Origin of the sequence: Escherichia sp. E2562 (assembly GCF_005781075.1) — a bacterium.
Classification (GTDB): domain Bacteria; phylum Pseudomonadota; class Gammaproteobacteria; order Enterobacterales; family Enterobacteriaceae; genus Escherichia.
In genome coordinates, this window is the sequence record NZ_VATM01000004.1 from 192757 (window position 1) to 212136 (window position 19380).

Consider the following 19380-nt stretch of genomic DNA (forward strand, 5'->3'; position numbering starts at 1 on the left):
GTATTTGTACCGACAACCACACAAACCGCAGGCGGGGAAAGCCTTCATTCAAGGCTGTAGGTTTGTGCCATGAACACCACACTGACACCCGCAGATCTCGATCCCCGTCGGCAGGCCATGCTGCTGTACTTTCAGGGATACCGCGTAGCCCGCATTGCTGAAATGCTGGGCGAGAAAGTTGCAACCGTTCACAGCTGGAAAAAACGCGACAAGTGGGGTGACTATGGGCCGCTGGATCAGATGCAGCTCACCACCGCCGCACGCTACTGCCAGCTCATTATGAAGGAGCACAAAGAAGGGAAAGATTTCAAAGAGATTGACCTGCTGGCGCGCCAGTCGGAACGCCACGCGCGGATCGGCAAGTTTAACAATGGCGGCAACGAAGCCGACTTAAACCCTAACGTCGCCAACCGCAACAAAGGCCCACGCCGTCAGCCGGAAAAGAACGTTTTCACCGATGAACAGATTGAGAAGCTGGAAGAAATTTTCCATTCCTCCATGTTCAACTACCAGCGCCACTGGTGGGAAGCCGGAAAAACCAACCGCATCCGCAACCTGCTGAAGTCACGCCAGATCGGCGCGACCTTTTACTTTGCCCGTGAAGCCCTGATTGACGCCCTGCTTACCGGACGTAACCAGATTTTCCTTTCCGCCAGTAAGGCACAGGCCCACGTCTTTAAACAGTACATCATCGACTTCGCCAAAGAAGTGGAGGTGGAGCTGAAAGGCGATCCGATGGTGCTTCCCAACGGGGCCACGCTTTACTTCCTCGGCACCAATGCCCGCACGGCCCAGAGTTACCACGGCAACCTGTATCTGGATGAATATTTCTGGATACCGAAATTCCAGGAGCTGCGCAAAGTGGCTTCCGGTATGGCTATTCACAAGAAATGGCGACAGACCTATTTTTCCACACCATCCAGCCTGACCCACAGTGCTTATCCGTTCTGGTCCGGTGCGCTGTTCAACCGTGGGCGCAACAAAGCCGATAAGGTGGACATCGACCTGTCCCACAGCAATCTGGCTCCCGGCCTGCTGTGTGCAGACGGGCAATACCGCCAGATAGTCACCGTGGAAGATGCGGTGCGCGGCGGCTGTAACCTATTCGACCTCGACCAGCTGCGCATGGAGTACAGCCCGGACGAATACCAGAACCTGCTGATGTGCGAGTTTGTGGACGATCTCGCGTCCGTGTTCCCGCTCAGCGAGCTGCAGGCGTGCATGGTGGACAGTTGGGAAGTCTGGACCGACTTTCATGCACTGGCCCTGCGTCCGTTTGGCTGGCGCGAAGTGTGGATCGGATATGACCCGGCGAAAGGTACGCAAAACGGCGACAGTGCCGGATGCGTGGTGGTGGCTCCGCCAGCGGTGCCGGGCGGTAAGTTCCGCATTCTTGAGCGTCACCAGTGGCGCGGGATGGACTTCCGCGCCCAGGCTGACGCCATCAAAAAACTGACTGAACAGTACAACGTGACCTATATCGGTATCGACTCAACCGGCGTCGGTCACGGGGTTTACGAGAACGTGAAAGCGTTCTTTCCTGCCGTCCGGGAGTTTGTCTACAACCCCAACGTTAAAAACGCCCTGGTACTCAAGGCCTACGACATTATCAGTCACCGCCGCCTGGAATTTGACGCCGGACACACCGACATTGCGCAATCATTTATGGCAATCCGTCGCGCCACTACCGCCAGCGGCAACCGCCCGACCTATGAAGCCAACCGCAGCGAAGAAGCCAGCCACGCCGATCTGGCCTGGGCAACAATGCACGCACTGTTTAACGAACCACTGCAGGGCGAGTCCGCCAATACCAGTAATATTGTGGAGATTTTTTGATGGGAAAGAGTAAGAAGAACCGCGCTGCGGCGACGAATCAGCTCAAGCATAAAAGCCAAACTTCAGCCGAAGCATTCAGCTTTGGCGATCCCGTTCCTGTTCTGGACCGCCGTGAACTGCTGGACTATGTGGAATGCGTACAGATGGATCGCTGGTATGAGCCGCCTGTAAGTTTCGACGGACTGGCGCGAACCTTCCGCGCCGCCGTGCATCACAGCTCACCGATTGCGGTGAAATGCAACATTTTGACCAGCACCTACATCCCTCACCCGCTGCTCAGCCAACAGGCTTTTTCACGTTTTGTGCAGGACTATCTGGTATTTGGTAACGCCTACCTGGAGAAACGCACGAACCGATTCGGTGAAGTTATCGCCCTTGAGCCTGCGCTGGCAAAATACACCCGACGCGGATTAGATCTGGATACCTACTGGTTTGTGCAATACGGCATGACCACGCAACCGTATCAGTTCACGAAAGGCAGCATTTTTCACCTGATGGAACCGGATATTAATCAGGAGATCTACGGCCTGCCCGGTTATCTTTCTGCCATTCCGTCAGCCCTGCTCAACGAGTCCGCCACGCTGTTCCGTCGCAAGTATTACATTAACGGCAGCCATGCGGGCTTTATCATGTACATGACCGATGCCGCGCAAAACCAGGAGGATGTGAACAACCTCCGCAATGCGATGAAAAGCGCCAAAGGCCCTGGCAACTTCCGCAATCTGTTTATGTACTCGCCTAACGGCAAAAAGGACGGGCTTCAGATCATTCCTCTGTCAGAAGTCGCGGCGAAGGATGAATTTCTGAATATCAAAAATGTCAGCCGCGATGACATGATGGCAGCACACCGAGTGCCGCCGCAAATGATGGGGATAATGCCTAATAATGTTGGGGGGTTTGGGGATGTGGAGAAAGCTGCCAAAGTATTCGTAAAAAATGAATTAGAAATTCTTCAGAAAAGAATAACAGAGCTAAATATTTGGTTAAACATAACAGTAATTAACTTTGAGGATTACCGTTTTTAAATCAAACCAAGAATGATGGCTTTTGCTTCACTACATTTTTTCGATATAGCAAAGGCCTTTGTTTTATTGGGAGGCCTAACCTCTGCTTCGAAATCTTCACCAGATGCCAAATCATAAATATCAGAAGAAAATTTCTCCAGCTTATTTTTATTTAAAGACTTGTTTTTTAACGGTAAATTATCAACCATAAACCTAATATTTTTATCCAAGGTCATTAACATGGCTTTGATATTAATCTCATCACAAATATTGCTTTCATTATCAGCACAAGATGAATCGTGCCCTCTGACCCAATAACGTACTGCAATATCCTCCAATTCATTTATCAAGGATAACATTGCTTCACCAGATTTGGTGAGACGTTTTGCCTTAGCGTCAATTCCTTTTTGAATCAAATTAAAGAAAAAAGCACTCAACGCACCTGCTAATGCAAGTATAATCCCATCAGAAAGTGTGGTGTTTCCTGAGTTACTAATAGCTTCTGCAACAGATGAAAAACCACCATTGATAATATGTACCAAGTCGACATCATCAACAGCCGAATGAGAAAAAACAAACCCATATTGCTGAGCATCATAACCCGCCCTAAAATAAAGCTCATTATTACTCATCATATAATGATAATTATAATTGGGCTCCATTTGCTTTACTCCTTACGTGTTTTTTGCGTCAACAACTTAGACAAATAAATAGGTTTGGTACTTTCATAAACCTTTGAATCAAACACTGCCTCGTTAATATATTGTATTATTTTTCTCTTAAACAAAGCAAAATCAGGATCTCTCTGAATTAACTCAAGTTTACTTAATAGTTGTTGTTTATCCATATATCCATATTTTACTATACCGGCAAAACCTTCAACGAGGAAAGAAGAACCATAACCTTCAACGTCATCATCCAAAATAATGTCGATCTTTTGCTTTTCTTTAAGCAATTGTAAGCGAGGCCATAAAAGCTCCTCTCTAAACTGTTCGCCGCTGCTATCTGTCATATCAGAATAGAAACGTCCTGAAGGAGTAGAAGAAAACTCTTTCCCTATATTAATTTCTAGATTTTTCATATTAAACCTCCATCTCAATCAAGAGATACACTCCAAGTTATTAGTGTACCATAGATTGGGGATGCAAAACTCTTAGTTTTTATTTTTGTATTACCTTGATTCATTGAGTGTTTATAAAGTCCCTTAAGGCTCATGATTGATAAATAACCATTTTCTCTTTGTTTAATAAACTCAAGTAGATCCTGTAGGCCTTTACCACGATCTCCCTCTTCTGTACTTGTCCTATCCAACTCTACCGCAGCTTTCAAGAGTGCTTCATCACGATATCGCTCCAATACAGGAATTGATGCTAATACATTTAATGCCTTTTCCCAAACTTTTGATGCAGGTAAAGTTTTAGGGATACCAACACCCTGATCATAAAAAACTATCTTCAATTCCTTACTTTCTAAATGATAAGATCCTGTTAGATACCAGTTCTTATCATATTCTTTATATCCGCAATCAGAAGGATATGCATGATGAGAAACATTGGTAATAGCCTCACTTAGGCCCCCATGTAAGAAAGTCCATTTTTCAATAGACTCACCAACTAATTTAATAATCTCCTCTTTTAATACTTTTGTTTTCTTAATTTCCCCACACTTTCCTTTAAGATATTTTACAAATCGCTTACCTTTTATTTTTGAATACTCATCATTAAAATTTAATTTTATATCCCTGCTTTTTTTGAATAAATCAAAGAACCCCAATTCATAGAAATTACGTAGAACATTTTTATCCCAACCGTCTATTTTTGGAGTCAACCTCTGCCTAATCGCATCATCCCATTTAGATAACTCTGCAGTTAACACAAGAGCTGCAGATGTCGATATTTTCTTCAAATTACAAAAATTAACAGATGCTAATTGATAACCTGCATTAGGCAATCCTTTTCTCTCTGATAACATTCGAATCGCATTAATATGCTGAACAGTAACATCGTAGTGTGTAGAAAAATTCATTTCAGAAGGTAAAGTTAGAATTAACCCTTTCTTTTTTTTACTTACAAATTGTACATCTAATCCATTTTTTGATTGTTCTTCAATCCAATAGTTAGCCTTACGCCATTCAACATTATAGTGAAATGATTTACCTTTTTTTCTAACTTTAGCACGCCCTTGTCGTAACTTTATCGAGCGTTTTACGTCAATCTCTCTTTGTCTCGCAGTTAACTTCTTCATATTCTTTTCTTTTTTCTGGATTTTGGTAATTTTCCTATTTAAACATCTGATATGTCAATACTTAACGATGTCAGCGCGCGCTCGTATCCCCGCCACGCCTGCCCGCTTTATGCAGTGGTTTTCATGCACCTGCATGACATGAGTAAAAGCCCGCCAGTTCTAGCAGGTCTCTGCAAAAACGATCCTCAATCGATCATGCGATTTCATGCAGCATAGTCATGCACAGCCAAGGGAAGCGTAAATCCGTATCTGAATGACCGCTGAAAAGCGAATCATACGGGTTTACAAAGATGAAAGTCCGCTGTGAACGAGAAACGGACTATGATACTAACAAGAGAGCATCACTGTTAATATTTGAACAATTAATGCTCAGCTATTTATCTATTTTACAATCAGAAAGGACTTGTAATGGTTACGGTTGATGAATTAAAGATGAAATATCCGGACGCGAATGCCTGGCAAGTGGGCGACAGCCCTGAACTGGCTAACGAGCTTGCAGCACTTATCAAAAAAGGGATTAAAACGGCCTCCTGCGGCTCTTATGCCTCTTACCAGAAGGAAGAGTTTGCCCCAAGGATTGGGAGCTATAACATCATCCTTAACGGCCAGGATGTACCGGTATGCGTGACCCGGCTGGTGTCGATGCGACTGGTGCGTTTTTGTGATGTTACTGCCGAGTTCGCTCGCAAGGAAGGTGAAGGCGATTTGAGTCTTGAATATTGGCAGAGAGAGCATCAACGATTTTTTACATGTGAAGGTTACTTTTCTGACGATATGGAGCTGATTATGGAAGAGTTTGAAGTTGTTGATGTTTTGTAATCCAACAACGTTTATGCATGTCAGATTAGAATAACTGAGTACCGTTTTATCACGTGAAATTTGTATTAATGCCCGCCTCTGGCACAAAGCGAACGAGCACTTATCAAAATGCCCACCCACCTTACGCCTCGTTTCACTCGTTGCCCAAACTAGCCCCCATCAGAATGAATCCTCCTGGGGGCAACGTTTCTTAATGCAGCCAGCTGTCGTCTTCCCACACCTTCTGCATAATTTTCATCACTTGTTTTCTTTCTTCATCCAGTTGCAGTCCGGTCAGTTCCACACCGTTAGAGCTACCTTTACGGATACGAATTACCGTTTTGGGATACAGGGGGCGCAGATTGCGGTAAAGCTCGGATTCAAGGGCGTCCAAGGTAGACTGGCTAATCTTCTGCTCTTTATCGATCATTATTTCAATGCGCATAAAAGTCACCTCAACTGATGACATCCATTGAGCGGTTGTATTCGTGGGTTCTGATTTTTGCCATGAGTTCATCTGTCAGTTCAGAAACCCACTGCAGGGCCAGTCCCTTCTCTTCATCACTACACTCACTAGCCGCTACAAGCTTAAGAAAAAAATCAATGCGCTGGAGCTTCAAAGACTCCAAAAAATAGTCCTGCATTTTTCCTCCTATGACACCACAAGCAATACTGTACACATAAACACTGTTTATATTTACAGTATATAATAATCTTACTGATGTAAAACGTTTTTTTACGCTCATCAGCCTGATATGCCTGGTATTATTAAGAGCACGAATTGTTAACCAGCGTAATTAATACAGGTTCCGCCATTTATCATCCTCCTGCAGACGCTGGTTCCGATAGAAGATACGCAGGCCTGCTCCTGACGGAATACTGCCGCCGCGAAGGAGTAAATCGACCTCTTTCTCGCTGCCATCAAATCCTCTGGACTTCAGCTCATAAACGAGCTGCTGTCGCTGATGATCTGTAATTCGCTGTTTGTAGTCTTTACGCCGTTTCGGTTTCACCAAGCGTAACCTTGCAGCCAGTTCCCGGCGCTCTTTTTTGCTCATACTGTGCAGGTAATCGTGCAACTCCTTGTCATCCATGCGGGTAATGTCCGTTCTGGTGTCCCCATCAGCTGATTTATCTTTCTCCTGTTGGTTCAAATTTTCAGCAAGGGGACAGTTATTGCCACGAGTCCAAGGGGCGCAAGCGCCCTGGTCGGCTGCCGCCTCCTGAACGTCAACGGCCTTACGAACCATTTTCCATTTCATTGCATGAGTGCAGATCTTGCCCTGTACAATGGGTGACCAGATGCCATAAATACGAATACCGTGATCGCCATAAGCGGTCGGCTCTTCGTTAATTTCATAAGCTGTTCTGATAAGGTGATATTTGCGGGGAACCAGTACGCCGCCCTGCTTCATGATGTAGGTGGCAAAACAGCCAGCATCAGCGGCAGCCAGGATGGCATCAAGGCGCGGGTCATCCAGTACCGGCGCACCTGCTTTTTTGTCACCCTGTTGCCTTGCCGCCTGACCAGCCAGCAAGCGAAGTTCACGGTACGCCTGACGCCCCGGAATACCAAAGAAGCGGAACTGCTGAACACGATGCAGAGACGCCCAGGCATTAACGTATTCGGCGTTATCACGCAGGGACTTACCCGTTTCCTTGCTGATCTCGCCAGCCAGACCACGTCCGTCAATGTTCTTACTGATGTATTTCGCGATGTAGCTTGTCGGCGTTCCTTTGCGCGGGTTTATCAGCTCAGACTTAAAGCGTGGACCCGTGTTATTGCCCAGTTCCTCGCGGTCTTCACGGATGGCAAACTTACGCAACAAAGCAGTAATGGCGCGGCGGTCTTTTTTGCGCATGAAACACATGAGATGCCAGTGCACAGTACCGTCATGGTGCGGCTCAGCCACCCGCACGCCATACCAGCGCAACCCGGCTTTGTGCATCGCCTTACGAAATGCAGCAAACATGCCGACCAGATAATCGCTGCTTTGTCTTACCGTCGCATTTGTCCAGGTCGGGTTGGGTCTGCCGTTGTTGAGCGTGGAATGGAAACGTGACGGACAGGTGATGGTGTAGAAAACGGCGCAGTCACCGCGCATTTCCGCGATAAGCTCCAGACCTTTAACACAGGCCATCATCTCATTGCGGCGATGCGCAGGGTTGCTGCTGCTGGCGTTTACCACGTCTTCCATATCCAGCGTGTCGCCGTCTTCGTTCACCAGTTCATGAGAACGGAAAAACTCCAGCGACTTACGGCGCTGCTCACGTTTATGCGTCACTGCTTCATAGCTGACATAGGGAGATGCTTTTTTGCTGACCAGGCAAACAGCACGCAACTGCTCTTCCCGCCATTCGCTACGCATCTTCCATAATTTCCGATACCACCAGTCGGCGCAAAGCATACGCGCCAGCGAACCCGGAATGAGTTCATAGGGCACGGGTTTGCGGCGGTTTCTTTTCCGACGAAGTTTCTCAAACGCAGGCGGGATAACATCCAGACGCAGGGTTTCCGCTGCCACCTTTTCCCATGTCTTGCGGATTTCTTCTGGCTTAACGTCATCGGTGGCATACAAATCACCACAAGCGGCCTCAAGACACATGCTCATATGCGCTGCTACCAGGGTGGACAGGCGTTTTACCTGATCCTGACTCATTTCAGGCAGGATCAGCAGGCCCTCAAGCCCTTGATGGCTTGCCATAAAACGGAAAGAAGCGGATAGCTGACTGTCGCGTACATACTCCAGTCGCTCCAGACATGGCTTAATCGTCTCACGCAAATAGCGGGAATAAGCCTTTGGCCTGCCCAGGCTGCTGAAGTATTCGATACGTTGCATCAGCGGCTTGCTGATGTGGGTAGGCTGGGCGCTGACGTCCGCCAGAATGACCATGTCCGGGTCAAAACGCTGCTGCTCATGCGCCAGCTTTGCCCGGCTAATGAGCTTATCCTGCTCCATTTCGCGCTGGACAGGATCACGGGATTCATTAAAGAAATAACGTTCCCAGACCTGATCACTCAGTGCCTCGCGGCGCTGCTGTTCCTGCTCGTTATCGGCAGCGTACAGAGTGATCATGTTTGAAAGTGCAGACTCCGGCGCAACTTCCGCCGGTTCCAGATAAGGGTTAATGGCCTTTTTCGGGCCGTTCCATGAAAATGCTGCGGCAGCCTCGTTAAAGCCGCTAGAGTTGCTCATATCGGCATGACTCATACACGCACCTCGTACACAGCAGAACTATCCACGCCACGCGAAGGATCAAATCCCATCCAGCAGCGCGGCCCGGAAACAGCAATGATTTCTGTTGCAGATTTACTCTCGCCAGCTGACACGCCGATGCTGCGTTTTGCCTTGATGTAGTGGTGAGTGAAATTGCGATACAGCGAACGGATCAGGGATGTGTCACTGTTAGAAACAATGACCGGATGACCTTCTGATGATCGATGTTCAAGAACGGATGCCAGGTGATACTGGTCATCTTCAGTGAAACCATCAGTGTGATAGCCGGAAAACGTACCGTCATAAGGCGGATCGCAATACACCACATCCCCCGCCTTCAACATCGCCAGCGTTTCATCAAAGCTGGCGCAGATAAACGTTGCCCGCTGGGCTTTTTCTGCAAATTCGCGAATTTCTTTTTCAGGGAAATACGGATTTTTATAATTACCGTAGGGAATGTTGAAATGCCCGCTCTTGTTATAGCGACATAAACCACGGTAACCGTGACGATTGAGATACAGGAAATATACCGCTTTCATGAAATCAGTAATTTCAGTTGAGTAATTAAACTCCTGCCTTATGTTGTAATAAGCCACCTCCCTGTTTGCTTCCTTAAATAAAACTCTGGCGCGAGATATAAATGATTCACAATCAGCGGCAACCTTTTTATAGAGGTTGATTAAATCAGGATTAATATCCGCAACCAGATAGCTGGGATAATCCGTCTCCATCATCACAGCACAGGAACCCGCGAAAGGTTCAACCAGTCGCGGGCCAGCAGGAAGGTGTTTTTTCAGTTCGGACATAATGGCGGTTTTATTTCCCGCCCATTTCAGGATGGTGCTCATACAGCACCTCCGTTGTAATGTTTGCCTTTCAGCTCTGCGATTTCCTGACAGGTAATGCAAAGCTGCACTCCAGGAATGGCGCGGCGGCGTGCTGGCGGAATTGGCGCTTCACATTCAATGCAAAGTACGCGTGACACGCCCGGTGTTTTGGCACGGGCAGCTCGGATATGGCGCTGGCGTTCTTCTTCAACGCGCTGCTGTACGAGATCCATTGCATCAGCCATTAGTGGATCTCCTGCGCTTCGTTCTGGATTGCTTCAGCGGTCACACGCAGCAGTTCTGCTGCTTCGACGTGGTTTAGCTGGCGGGATGTGATATGACACGCCAGGCTATCAAGGCGGGCAGCCATTGCCTCAGCCCTTGCCCGACGTTCTTCAAGACGGGCCTCTGTCAGTAAAAGATTAAGACCTGCATCATCCGGTCCGGTTTTAGTCGTGAGGGTTTCAATATTACGCATAATCAATTCTCCTGAATTTAGATAAAGGGATGCCCGGCGGGTTTACGCCATGAATTTCATTAGTTGGTTAATTCGGCATGGTTAGCCGTCTGGGAAATAAGCTCACCACTGCACGAAAATGATTCATTGCTTTAATCAACTCCCGCTTTTCGTCAGTGGTCAGCTCATTAATGTTGATGCTATGACGTTCAGCTGGAATTTTTGCCATAAAGAATATGGCAGCCAGTGCCCGTTTATTTTGTTCATTATTGATATCCCGTGGATCACGCATATCTTTAATAAACCGCTCAAGCTCTGACTCAATATTCAAACCAAAAACTTTCGCCCTTAACTCCGCAATATGATTAAGTCCATTCAGGCGTTCACCGGGTCTTAATGGAACAGTCGCCGCAGCGCCTTCAATAGCCATTTATGCATCCCACAACACATCTACTAAAAAATTTTTGATATGATCTATTACCAACGTATTGATAGCTAGAAGGAATCATCAATGTTGAACCCGGTTGAAAGAGAGCGTATAGAGCAACTTGAAAACGAGATCTCCAGTCTTCGCGATGAGGTTGCTGTTCAACGAATTCTTGTTTCAGGTCTGATCCACTCCTTATTTCGAACTGACTCAGCAAATCAATCAGCATTTTTTGAGCTCCTCCGCGAAGAATTAAACAAACTTCCTTTAGGTTCGGTTAAACAGCAAGAATTCACTCATCTGATACAGACACTGATAGATCGTTACCGATAAATATTTCGCCGATAACGTTCAAGAGGTGATGTCTTTATACGCATCACTTCTTGTACTCTTTCACCACGTATAAAGGTTCCATCCTTTAGCGTGAAAAAGTAGCTACCATCGCCCGACAACGACGGATAGCAACAGAGCAAATCATCTTCAGGTACTGAATAACTCTCCCCTCTGTAACGAAACTGATAAACCACTTCACTTTCTGCCGAATACATTTGGACTTTCTCCGTTTCCTCGTGGTCAATTCAGACAGCAATTCATCTTGTGAATGATATGGATGCCAGCGTTTGCCATCCTCACCCATGATCCAGCCGTGACCGTAGTGCATTGCCGGGCTTTGTTTTACCAGCAGCGATGCAAATGATGGTTCTTTCGTCAGCATAAGCACCTCACAGCAAACCGAATGAAGCACCGAGGCCAGTCACGGTATCAACTGCACTCGCCATCGCAGGATTAGCCTGTAAACGGGCCTGCAATGAAACAGCAGCCAGCGCCATCAGTCGTGTAACAGAGTTAATGCTGCTGATCGCATCACGACGGCCTGCACTGGTTTTTACATCGCCAGAAACCGCACCTGCCGCGACACGCCCTATCTCTGCAGTTGCACTCATGACGTAATGCGGCAGTTTCTCTTTTGCCACCTCATTAATCGGTACACATGGCAGGCAGTGAATCTGTGCCAGAAAGCCATCTACCAGCGTTGAATCTTCAGTCAGATCGGTAAGCAACCAGATTTCTGGTGCGGTTAATAAATGAGGTTGAGCTGGATTCAGCTTGTTCCGCAGAATCTGCACATTCATACCTGCACGTTCTGCCAGTTGCACAAGGTTGTGGCGCAATGCAAATGCACGACAGGCTTCATCAAAATGTGGATGTTTGGAAACTTGGTAATCAAACATAGTCGACACTCCTGATGCACCCCAAAATGGAACTAGTTGAATACAACATTGCAATCAGTAAGTGCATCAACGGTAAGAGCAGCAAGGTTGATCATTACCTTTTCTCTTTTCTTGTCTTTCCGAAGGCGATGGCGAGGGATGCGACCATCAGCCAGCATATCGTTGATGGTGTCGATAGAAAGACCAGTAAGTTCGCTATAACGCTCAATTGTGACGTGTGGCGTATTCAGAGTTATTGAAATGTTAGGGGTCATGATGCAACATCTCCTATTGGCTTGTGGTGAGCCGGTATTAATCGTGACAAAACATCACAAAACGGAGAATAGGTTCACATAAAGAATATGTCAACTCAAAAAATCACATTTCGCCATATCGAAGATAGTCTGAAAGCTATGGTCATGCAGAATCGTGGAGGGCAAAAAGTCATTGAGAGGATACTCAAGGCCTATGGTTTCAAATCACGCCAAGCCTTCTGTAAGCATCTTGGTATTTCACAAAGTACAATGGCTAATAGATATGCACGCGATACCTTCCCTGCTGATTGGGTTGTTATATGTTCAATGGAAACTGGCGCATCCCTAGAATGGCTGGCCTTTGGTTCTAACAATGCAGAAGAAAGTTTCCCCCCTTATGTGGAACAACATGATGAAACAGTCCCACATGAGGGGTTTAACAGCAACGCTCATCAATCATCCTTAAAGCGCCACATTGAGAATCACATTGAGCTTACTAACGGAGGAAAAGCCGCGATAGAGAGGATTGTTAATGCTTACGGGTTTAAAACCCGCCAAGCCTTAGCCGATCACCTTGGTATTTCAAAAAGCACATTAGCCACACGATACATGCGAGATTCTTTCCCTGCGGATTGGGTGATTAAATGCGCATTAGAAACCAAAGCGGACCTCACCTGGCTAGTTACAGGAATCGAAACGCCAAATGGTTCACAAAAAGAAAACACTGTGATTTTAAATAAGTTCAATTTGGTCAATGGCGAGCTTGTCGAGTCAGGTTTTTTATCCATGGATCGGTGTCTACTTCCGAAGCAAGAAACCAGCAGTTTGATGTTTGTAAGCAATGGAGAAAAACATGTCATATGTGATAAAGAATTTCACCTAATTAGAGATGGAAAATGGTTAGTAGGAATTGACAATGAGTTATCTTTAAAAGAGTTAACTCGTTTACCTAAGAACAAAATTCTTGTTTCTGGTGGGAGTAAGGATTTTGAGTGTTCCATTGAGGATATTCAAATTATAGCCAGCATCATCTTAACAATACAATAACATTGCAGGCATTACTTTTAAATATTTACTGGAGGAGTCTAAAATGAATCATCATCTTTCAAAGATTTCTATAAAAAACTTTAGATCTTGCAAAGATATTGATATCAATTTTTCTTCATTCACGCCTTTAATAGGTTACAACAATGCAGGTAAGTCAACGATTTTAAATGCTATTGAATGGCTTTTTAAGAAAAAACTTTTGTCCTCTGATGATTATACTAATCCAGATAACCCTATAGAAGTTATAGGTACAGTTAAGGGTATTACTGAAGATATTTTGTCAGCTTTAACAGAAGAAAACAGAACTAGAATTTCACCCTACATTATTGATGGGGTATTGATATTTAAGCGTCAACAGATTGTTGGTGCTCAAAGTGCAAAAGACGTCAGGTTATTAATTAAAAACCCAGAAAATAACGAATTCAGGACATCACCAACGGGTATTGAGAATGCGATAAAAGCTTTATTTCCAGATCCAATACGTATAGGTGCAATGGAAAATGCAGCGGATGATTCTTCAAAATCAAAAACAGGTACTACAATAGGTAAGTTGCTGGCAGAATTGAGTTGCAAAATAGAAGAGAAGCACACTCAAAGGATACTAAGCCATTTAAATGCCGTTAACAGAAGAATGACTGCAACCGGTAATAAACGAATATCGGACCTCAATGATATTGATAATTCAATAAGTAGTAAAGTTGCTGATTTCTTCCCAGGGATAAGTTTAAAACTACACTTCGAACTCCCTGACTTCAAGGATATATTTAAATCAGGAACTGTAAAAGTATATGAAGATTCATTTCCCGGAATTGCTCGTGACTGTTCTTCTTATGGTCATGGCACACAGCGTTCGATTCAGATGGCTCTAATAAGACATTTAGCTGATATAACCAACGGTGATGATATTAAAACAACTACTCTACTGTTAATAGATGAACCTGAGTTATATCTTCACCCATTTGCTATCGAACAAATTAGAGAATCTCTAAAAACACTATCTCATCATGGATATCAAATAATTTTCTCTACCCATTCATCTCAAATGATTACCTCTGACTTAGCAAAAGACACTGTATTAATCAGAAAAAACAGTCAGCGTGGCACTCATTGCAGATTAACATTAAAAGAAGCAGTCAATAAAGTAATCGAACAACGACCAGCACAAGCAACCCATTTATTTTCATTAACACAGTCGTCAAAAGTTTTATTTGCTAACAATGTAATACTAACAGAAGGTAAAACAGAGACTACTCTGCTCCCATTTATTTTTAACAAAGTTAAAAATAAAACATTAGGTCAGATGCAAATAGCACTAATTGAAACAGGGTCCGTTGAAAGTATATCTAAAACGATGCAAATTCTAAATTCAATGGATATACCTACAAAAGCAATTGTTGATTTAGATTTTGCGTTCCGCGGTGCAATAAGGAACAACTTCTTAGAACATAATGACGAGGATATTTTACGACTAAAAGAAATCTTGAGAAGTATGCATGCTAATGGAGAATGCACTCTCGATGGATCCGGTTTGCCTACAAAGGGTAGTAACACTACCGCAGCTGAAGCATTTGCTCTTATGTCTCAAAAGCCCGGCGCCAGAGAATTTTTGTCATCATTAGCCGCAAAACTGAGAAATGCAAATATTTGGATTTGGCTAAACGGTTCGATAGAAAACCATTTGGGTCTTACAGAAAAAAATGAATCAGTATGGGCTGATTTCAAAACAAAAGCAGATACACAACCTCTTTCAGATATCTGTGCAGATTTCGAAAGTATTGAGGCTTTAGTCGACTGGATTACCCCTGACGTATGATTTAATATTTACATACATTGATCACTGGTCAAACATACAGTTAAATTTAGCCCTCTGACATGAGGGCTTTTTTATGGCAGTACGAAAACTCACCACAGGAAAATGGCTTTGCGAATGTTACCCCGCCGGACGTAGTGGACGTCGTGTGCGTAAACAATTCGCCACCAAAGGCGAAGCTCTGGCTTTTGAGCGTCACACGATGGAAGAAACCGAAGCAAAGCCCTGGCTGGGTGAATCAGTAGATCGTCGAACACTGAAAGACGTGGTTGAGCTATGGTTCAAGCTACATGGTAAATCACTGACTGCTGGGCAGCATGTCTATGACAAATTGCTGCTGATGGTTGACGCTCTGGGCAATCCCCTTGCAACCGATCTCACATCTAAAATGTTTGCCCATTATCGAGATAAACGACTGACAGGTGAGATCTACTTCAGCGAGAAATGGAAGAAAGGAGCCAGCCCGGTCACCATTAACCTGGAGCAAAGCTATCTAAGTAGTATTTTTAGCGAACTATCCCGCCTGGGCGAATGGTCGTATCCAAACCCACTGGAGAACATGCGAAAATTCACCATCGCAGAAAAAGAGATGGCATGGCTTACCCATGAGCAGATTGTTGAACTGCTGGCTGATTGCAAACGTCAGGACCCAATTCTGGCTCTGGTAGTCAAAATATGCTTAAGCACAGGCGCACGCTGGCGAGAAGCCGTAAATCTTACCCGCTCACAGGTGACCAAATACCGAATTACCTTTGTAAGAACGAAGGGGAAGAAAAACAGAAGCATCCCTATCAGTAAAGAGCTTTACGAAGAGATCATGGCGCTTGATGGGTTCAATTTCTTCACAGACTGCTATTTTCAATTTTTATCCGTGATGGAAAAAACGTCTATCGTGCTCCCTCGCGGTCAACTGACACACGTTCTGCGCCATACGTTTGCGGCGCATTTCATGATGTCGGGTGGAAATATCCTTGCTTTGCAAAAAATCCTCGGACATCACGACATAAAAATGACCATGCGTTACGCACATCTGGCACCGGATCACCTGGAAACTGCATTACGGTTTAATCCGCTGGCAACACTACCAACATCAACAGCAACTGTTTGAAAATGCGTGTTCTGCCCTATTGAGCTAATATTCTGTTTTCTTTCACATGGAGCACGACCAATGAATGAGTTACAGCATCAGGGAGCTGAACTACGCAACAAAGCCAAAGAATTGGCTTTATCCGTACTCAGAACTCACCCAGATGGTCAAAAAAACGGTAAAGGGGTTAAACAAGCTGAAGTATTTCGCCTTAGTGGCCTAGATTGGGGAGAAAAACGAAAAGCAACAAGTTCGAACCAACAATATTGGGTTGTTGCGTTATTGCGTGAACTAGAAGACGAAGGTTTAGTCGAGCAGGTTGAAGAAAAAGGCCCATGGCGTCTAAGGTAAAACAAGTGGCGACAAAGTGGCGGCAGCGGTTGGCATTACCCCGTAATAACCACCACTGACCACCAACCTAACTTATTGTTTTTAATCTAACTTATTGTTTTCATTAACCCGTTTACATAAATGGGTTTTTTGTTGCCTGAAATTTATCTCCTGCCCCGCCACTCGTGCCACCATCCGTAAAATCTCCTCGCGCGATAGCGGCTTACGGTCAGTGACAAAATGCAGCGTCATCCCTTCAATAAAAGCATCCAGAGCCCGGGCCGTTCCAGGTTCAAACCATTGTTCGAGCGTTTGCTGACTGCGCTGCATCCAGTTTTGCATCACTGTTTTTAATAACGGTTTTCGACTGGCCAGCGTGTAGAGTTGATACATCAGTTCCATGTTGTCCGGCGTTGCAACCTGCGAGCTGTAGATCATTTCAGTGATGGCCTGGCAGGCACTGGGGGCATCGCTGACATCGAGAAAAAATGCCTGATATTGCCGTGACATAGTCTGCGTAAAGCTACTGAACGCTTCCAGTAATAGCTCATCAATTCCTGAAAAATAGTAGGTCATCGACCCTAACGGTACCCCGGCAAGGGTAGCTATTTTACGGTGCGTCACGGCATGTATTCCGTAAAGTTTCACCGCCTCGAGAGTGGCCTGGATGATTTTTTCTCGCCGTTGTGGATCGTTAGCGCGACGCATGTCATTTCCTCTCTCTGCAATTGTGTACAAATGTACACAACCTTGCTAAGGTTGTCTTCTCTCTTCTTTTTTTGACGTGATCTATGACAGTAAATTCTTCACGTAATGCCTTGAAACGCCGTACCTGGGCGCTGTTCATGTTCTTCTTTTTGCCGGGCCTTCTAATGGCTTCCTGGGCAACCAGAACGCCCGCTATCCGCGACATTCTTTCTGTCTCTATCGCCGAAATGGGCGGAGTGCTCTTTGGTCTGTCAATCGGTTCGATGAGCGGCATTCTCTGCTCGGCGTGGTTAGTAAAACGCTTTGGGACGCGTAATGTCATCCTGGTCACGATGTCCTGCGCATTGATCGGGATGATGATATTAAGTCTGGCGCTCTGGCTGACATCTCCTGTGCTCTTTGCCGTTGGTCTTGGCGTTTTTGGCGCCAGTTTTGGTTCCGCAGAAGTGGCGATAAACGTTGAAGGTGCTGCCGTTGAGCGAGAAATGAATAAAACGGTTTTGCCGATGATGCATGGCTTCTACAGTCTCGGTACGCTGGCGGGGGCTGGTGTAGGGATGGCGCTGACGGCCTTTGGAGTTCCGGCAACTGTTCACATTTTGCTGGCGGCGCTGGTGGGCATCGCGCCTATTTATATCGCTATTCAGGCAATCCCTGACGGTACGGGAAAAAATGCTGCCGATGGCACGCAGCATAGTGAAAAAGGGGGTCCTTTTTATCGTGATATTCAGTTGCTATTAATTGGTGTCGTGGTGCTGGCAATGGCTTTTGCAGAAGGTTCTGCCAACGACTGGTTACCCTTATTAATGGTTGATGGCCACGGATTTAGCCCAACATCCGGCTCATTGATATACGCAGGTTTCACATTGGGGATGACCGTTGGACGTTTTACCGGCGGCTGGTTTATTGATCGCTACAGCCGCGTTGCCGTGGTACGTGCCAGTGCACTAATGGGTGCGTTGGGTATCGGGCTAATTATTTTTGTTGATAGCGCCTGGGTCGCCGGGGTATCTGTCGTTCTTTGGGGACTGGGTGCCTCGCTGGGCTTCCCGCTGACCATTTCAGCCGCCAGTGATACCGGCCCCGATGCACCAACCCGTGTCAGCGTAGTGGCCACGACCGGTTATCTGGCTTTCCTCGTCGGGCCGCCACTGCTGGGCTATCTCGGCGAACATTATGGATTACGTAGTGCAATGCTGGTTGTACTGGCGCTGGTTATTCTCGCGGCTATCGTCGCAAAAGCCGTCGCCAAACCCAATACAAAAACGCAGACTGCGATGGAGAATAGTTGATGGGCATTAAATTAATTGCGGTAGACATGGACGGTACTTTCTTAAGCGATCAAAAAACCTATAACCGCGAGCGGTTTATGGCCCAATATCAGCAGATGAAAGCACAAGGTATTCGCTTTGTGGTTGCCAGCGGGAATCAATATTATCAGTTGATCTCATTCTTCCCCGAAATTGCCGATGAAATTGCTTTTGTGGCGGAAAATGGCGGCTGGGTAGTGAGCGAAGGCAAAGATGTTTTTAATGGTGAGCTATCGAAAGATGCTTTTGCCACTGTCGTGGCGCATTTGCTGACGCGCCCGGAAGTGGAGATTATTGCCTGCGGCAAAAATAGCGCCTATACCCTCAAAAAATATGACGATGCCATGAAAACCGTGGCGGAAATGTATTATCACCGTCTGGAATACGTCGATAACTTTGACAACCTAGAAGATATCTTCTTCAAGTTTGGCCTGAATCTTTCCGATGAACTGATTCCACAAGTGCAGAAAGCATTACATGAAGCCATCGGCGATATTATGGTGCCAGTGCATACCGGCAACGGCAGCATCGATTTAATCATCCCCGGCGTACATAAAGCCAATGGCCTGCGTCAACTCCAGAAATTATGGGGAATAGACGACAGCGAAGTCGTGGTCTTTGGCGATGGCGGTAATGATATTGAGATGCTGCGTCAGGCAGGGTACAGCTTCGCAATGGAAAATGCCGGCAGCGCGGTTGTTGCAGCGGCGAAATATCGTGCAGGTTCCAATAACCGTGAAGGCGTACTGGACGTGATTGATAAAGTTCTTAAACACGAAGCGCCATTTAATCAATAAAACGGCAGCACGCCC

24 protein-coding genes are annotated in these 19380 nt (G+C 45.8%); 10 read left to right on the plus strand and 14 right to left on the minus strand.

Translation table 11 applies throughout. The annotated features are described in order from the left end of the window. Positions 1-69 precede the first annotated feature (69 nt). Both FEK43_RS07805 and FEK43_RS07810 read left to right on the plus strand, forming a co-directional pair. Positions 70-1836, plus strand: a complete 1767-nt coding sequence (locus FEK43_RS07805; RefSeq protein ID WP_017465770.1) for a terminase ATPase subunit family protein — start codon at positions 70-72, stop codon at positions 1834-1836. Then, entirely contained in the window at positions 1836-2861 is a 1026-nt protein-coding gene (locus FEK43_RS07810; RefSeq protein WP_135406273.1) for a phage portal protein, read from the plus strand. The genes FEK43_RS07805 and FEK43_RS07810 overlap by 1 nt, the downstream gene beginning before the upstream one ends. On the opposite strand, the gene FEK43_RS07815 is transcribed toward FEK43_RS07810, so the two are convergent. The 3 genes from FEK43_RS07815 to FEK43_RS07825 are packed head-to-tail and all read right to left on the minus strand — an operon-like array spanning position 2858 to position 5084. After that, on the minus strand, positions 2858-3502 hold the full coding sequence (locus tag FEK43_RS07815) for a hypothetical protein (protein WP_135406272.1): 645 nt from the start codon (positions 3500-3502) through the stop codon (positions 2858-2860). The two genes, FEK43_RS07810 and FEK43_RS07815, sit on opposite strands and share 4 nt — an antisense overlap. A 5-nt stretch (positions 3503-3507) precedes the next feature. Beyond that, positions 3508-3921 carry a DUF4325 domain-containing protein gene (locus FEK43_RS07820; protein WP_095474242.1) on the minus strand — a complete coding sequence of 138 codons (414 nt, stop codon included), beginning with the start codon at positions 3919-3921 and terminating at the stop codon, positions 3508-3510. A 14-nt stretch (positions 3922-3935) separates the two neighbouring features. After that, positions 3936-5084, minus strand: a complete 1149-nt coding sequence (locus FEK43_RS07825; RefSeq protein ID WP_049143191.1) for a hypothetical protein — start codon at positions 5082-5084, stop codon at positions 3936-3938. A 408-nt stretch (positions 5085-5492) separates the two neighbouring features. Here FEK43_RS07825 and FEK43_RS07830 point away from each other — a divergent pair, with 408 nt between their 5' ends. After that, positions 5493-5903, plus strand: a complete 411-nt coding sequence (locus FEK43_RS07830) for an ASCH domain-containing protein (RefSeq protein WP_096985638.1) — start codon at positions 5493-5495, stop codon at positions 5901-5903. A 190-nt stretch (positions 5904-6093) separates the two neighbouring features. Here the strand turns inward: FEK43_RS07830 and FEK43_RS07835 are convergent, their stop codons facing one another. The 7 genes from FEK43_RS07835 to FEK43_RS07865 all read right to left on the minus strand — a co-directional run bounded on the left by FEK43_RS07835 (position 6094) and on the right by FEK43_RS07865 (position 10814). After that, positions 6094-6327, minus strand: a complete 234-nt coding sequence (locus FEK43_RS07835; protein WP_001217575.1) for a DinI-like family protein — start codon at positions 6325-6327, stop codon at positions 6094-6096. A gap of 10 nt (positions 6328-6337) precedes the next feature. After that, the gene (locus FEK43_RS07840) at positions 6338-6526 is read right to left on the minus strand and encodes a hypothetical protein (RefSeq protein ID WP_001154434.1); all 189 of its coding nucleotides are present in this window, start codon (positions 6524-6526) and stop codon (positions 6338-6340) included. A gap of 153 nt (positions 6527-6679) precedes the next feature. Then, positions 6680-9094, minus strand: coding sequence for a replication endonuclease (locus FEK43_RS07845; protein WP_135406268.1), 2415 nt, complete (start codon positions 9092-9094; stop codon positions 6680-6682). Further along, a complete protein-coding gene (locus FEK43_RS07850; protein ID WP_135406267.1) occupies positions 9091-9948 on the minus strand; it encodes a DNA adenine methylase in 858 nt (285 codons plus the stop codon). Before FEK43_RS07850 ends, FEK43_RS07845 begins: the two co-directional genes overlap by 4 nt. After that, positions 9945-10172, minus strand: a complete 228-nt coding sequence (locus FEK43_RS07855) for a TraR/DksA family transcriptional regulator (RefSeq protein ID WP_000752613.1) — start codon at positions 10170-10172, stop codon at positions 9945-9947. The genes FEK43_RS07850 and FEK43_RS07855 overlap by 4 nt, the downstream gene beginning before the upstream one ends. Then, positions 10172-10405: a DUF2732 family protein gene (locus FEK43_RS07860; RefSeq protein ID WP_001244230.1), complete on the minus strand. Its 234-nt coding sequence runs from the start codon at positions 10403-10405 to the stop codon at positions 10172-10174. The genes FEK43_RS07855 and FEK43_RS07860 overlap by 1 nt, the downstream gene beginning before the upstream one ends. A 67-nt stretch (positions 10406-10472) precedes the next feature. Next, positions 10473-10814 (minus strand): DUF5347 domain-containing protein, encoded by a 342-nt coding sequence (locus FEK43_RS07865; protein WP_135406266.1) that lies wholly within the window; start codon positions 10812-10814, stop codon positions 10473-10475. An 81-nt stretch (positions 10815-10895) separates the two neighbouring features. Here FEK43_RS07865 and FEK43_RS07870 point away from each other — a divergent pair, with 81 nt between their 5' ends. After that, positions 10896-11144, plus strand: coding sequence for a hypothetical protein (locus FEK43_RS07870; protein WP_000934004.1), 249 nt, complete (start codon positions 10896-10898; stop codon positions 11142-11144). Between the two features lie 85 nt (positions 11145-11229). Here the strand turns inward: FEK43_RS07870 and FEK43_RS23370 are convergent, their stop codons facing one another. The 3 genes from FEK43_RS23370 to FEK43_RS07885 are packed head-to-tail and all read right to left on the minus strand — an operon-like array spanning position 11230 to position 12297. After that, the gene (locus tag FEK43_RS23370; protein ID WP_135406265.1) at positions 11230-11526 is read right to left on the minus strand and encodes a phage filamentation protein Fil family protein; all 297 of its coding nucleotides are present in this window, start codon (positions 11524-11526) and stop codon (positions 11230-11232) included. Between the two features lie 7 nt (positions 11527-11533). Then, complete coding sequence (locus FEK43_RS07880) at positions 11534-12043, minus strand: phage regulatory CII family protein (RefSeq protein WP_000460893.1); 510 nt, start codon at positions 12041-12043, stop codon at positions 11534-11536. 32 nt (positions 12044-12075) lie between these two features. Continuing rightward, on the minus strand, positions 12076-12297 hold the full coding sequence (locus FEK43_RS07885; RefSeq protein ID WP_000188448.1) for a hypothetical protein: 222 nt from the start codon (positions 12295-12297) through the stop codon (positions 12076-12078). Between the two features lie 87 nt (positions 12298-12384). Between FEK43_RS07885 and FEK43_RS07890 the strand changes: the two genes are divergently transcribed. From FEK43_RS07890 to FEK43_RS07905, 4 genes are all read left to right on the plus strand, one after another. Further along, positions 12385-13323, plus strand: coding sequence for a phage repressor protein CI (locus tag FEK43_RS07890; protein WP_135406264.1), 939 nt, complete (start codon positions 12385-12387; stop codon positions 13321-13323). Between the two features lie 43 nt (positions 13324-13366). Beyond that, a complete protein-coding gene (locus tag FEK43_RS07895; protein ID WP_138158498.1) occupies positions 13367-15136 on the plus strand; it encodes an AAA family ATPase in 1770 nt (589 codons plus the stop codon). Between the two features lie 73 nt (positions 15137-15209). After that, entirely contained in the window at positions 15210-16241 is a 1032-nt protein-coding gene (locus FEK43_RS07900) for a tyrosine-type recombinase/integrase (protein WP_135406263.1), read from the plus strand. Between the two features lie 60 nt (positions 16242-16301). Then, positions 16302-16571 (plus strand): hypothetical protein, encoded by a 270-nt coding sequence (locus FEK43_RS07905; RefSeq protein ID WP_001004343.1) that lies wholly within the window; start codon positions 16302-16304, stop codon positions 16569-16571. An 81-nt stretch (positions 16572-16652) separates the two neighbouring features. Here FEK43_RS07905 and FEK43_RS07910 read toward each other — a convergent pair whose 3' ends face one another. Beyond that, a complete protein-coding gene (locus FEK43_RS07910; protein ID WP_135406262.1) occupies positions 16653-17258 on the minus strand; it encodes a TetR/AcrR family transcriptional regulator in 606 nt (201 codons plus the stop codon). 83 nt (positions 17259-17341) lie between these two features. On the opposite strand from FEK43_RS07910, the gene FEK43_RS07915 reads away from it, so the two are divergent. Together FEK43_RS07915 and ybjI are read left to right on the plus strand one after the other, a co-directional pair. Continuing rightward, a complete protein-coding gene (locus FEK43_RS07915; protein ID WP_135406261.1) occupies positions 17342-18550 on the plus strand; it encodes an MFS transporter in 1209 nt (402 codons plus the stop codon). Next, complete coding sequence (gene ybjI, locus FEK43_RS07920) at positions 18550-19365, plus strand: 5-amino-6-(5-phospho-D-ribitylamino)uracil phosphatase (RefSeq protein WP_130205195.1); 816 nt, start codon at positions 18550-18552, stop codon at positions 19363-19365. Before FEK43_RS07915 ends, ybjI begins: the two co-directional genes overlap by 1 nt. Positions 19366-19380 lie beyond the last annotated feature (15 nt).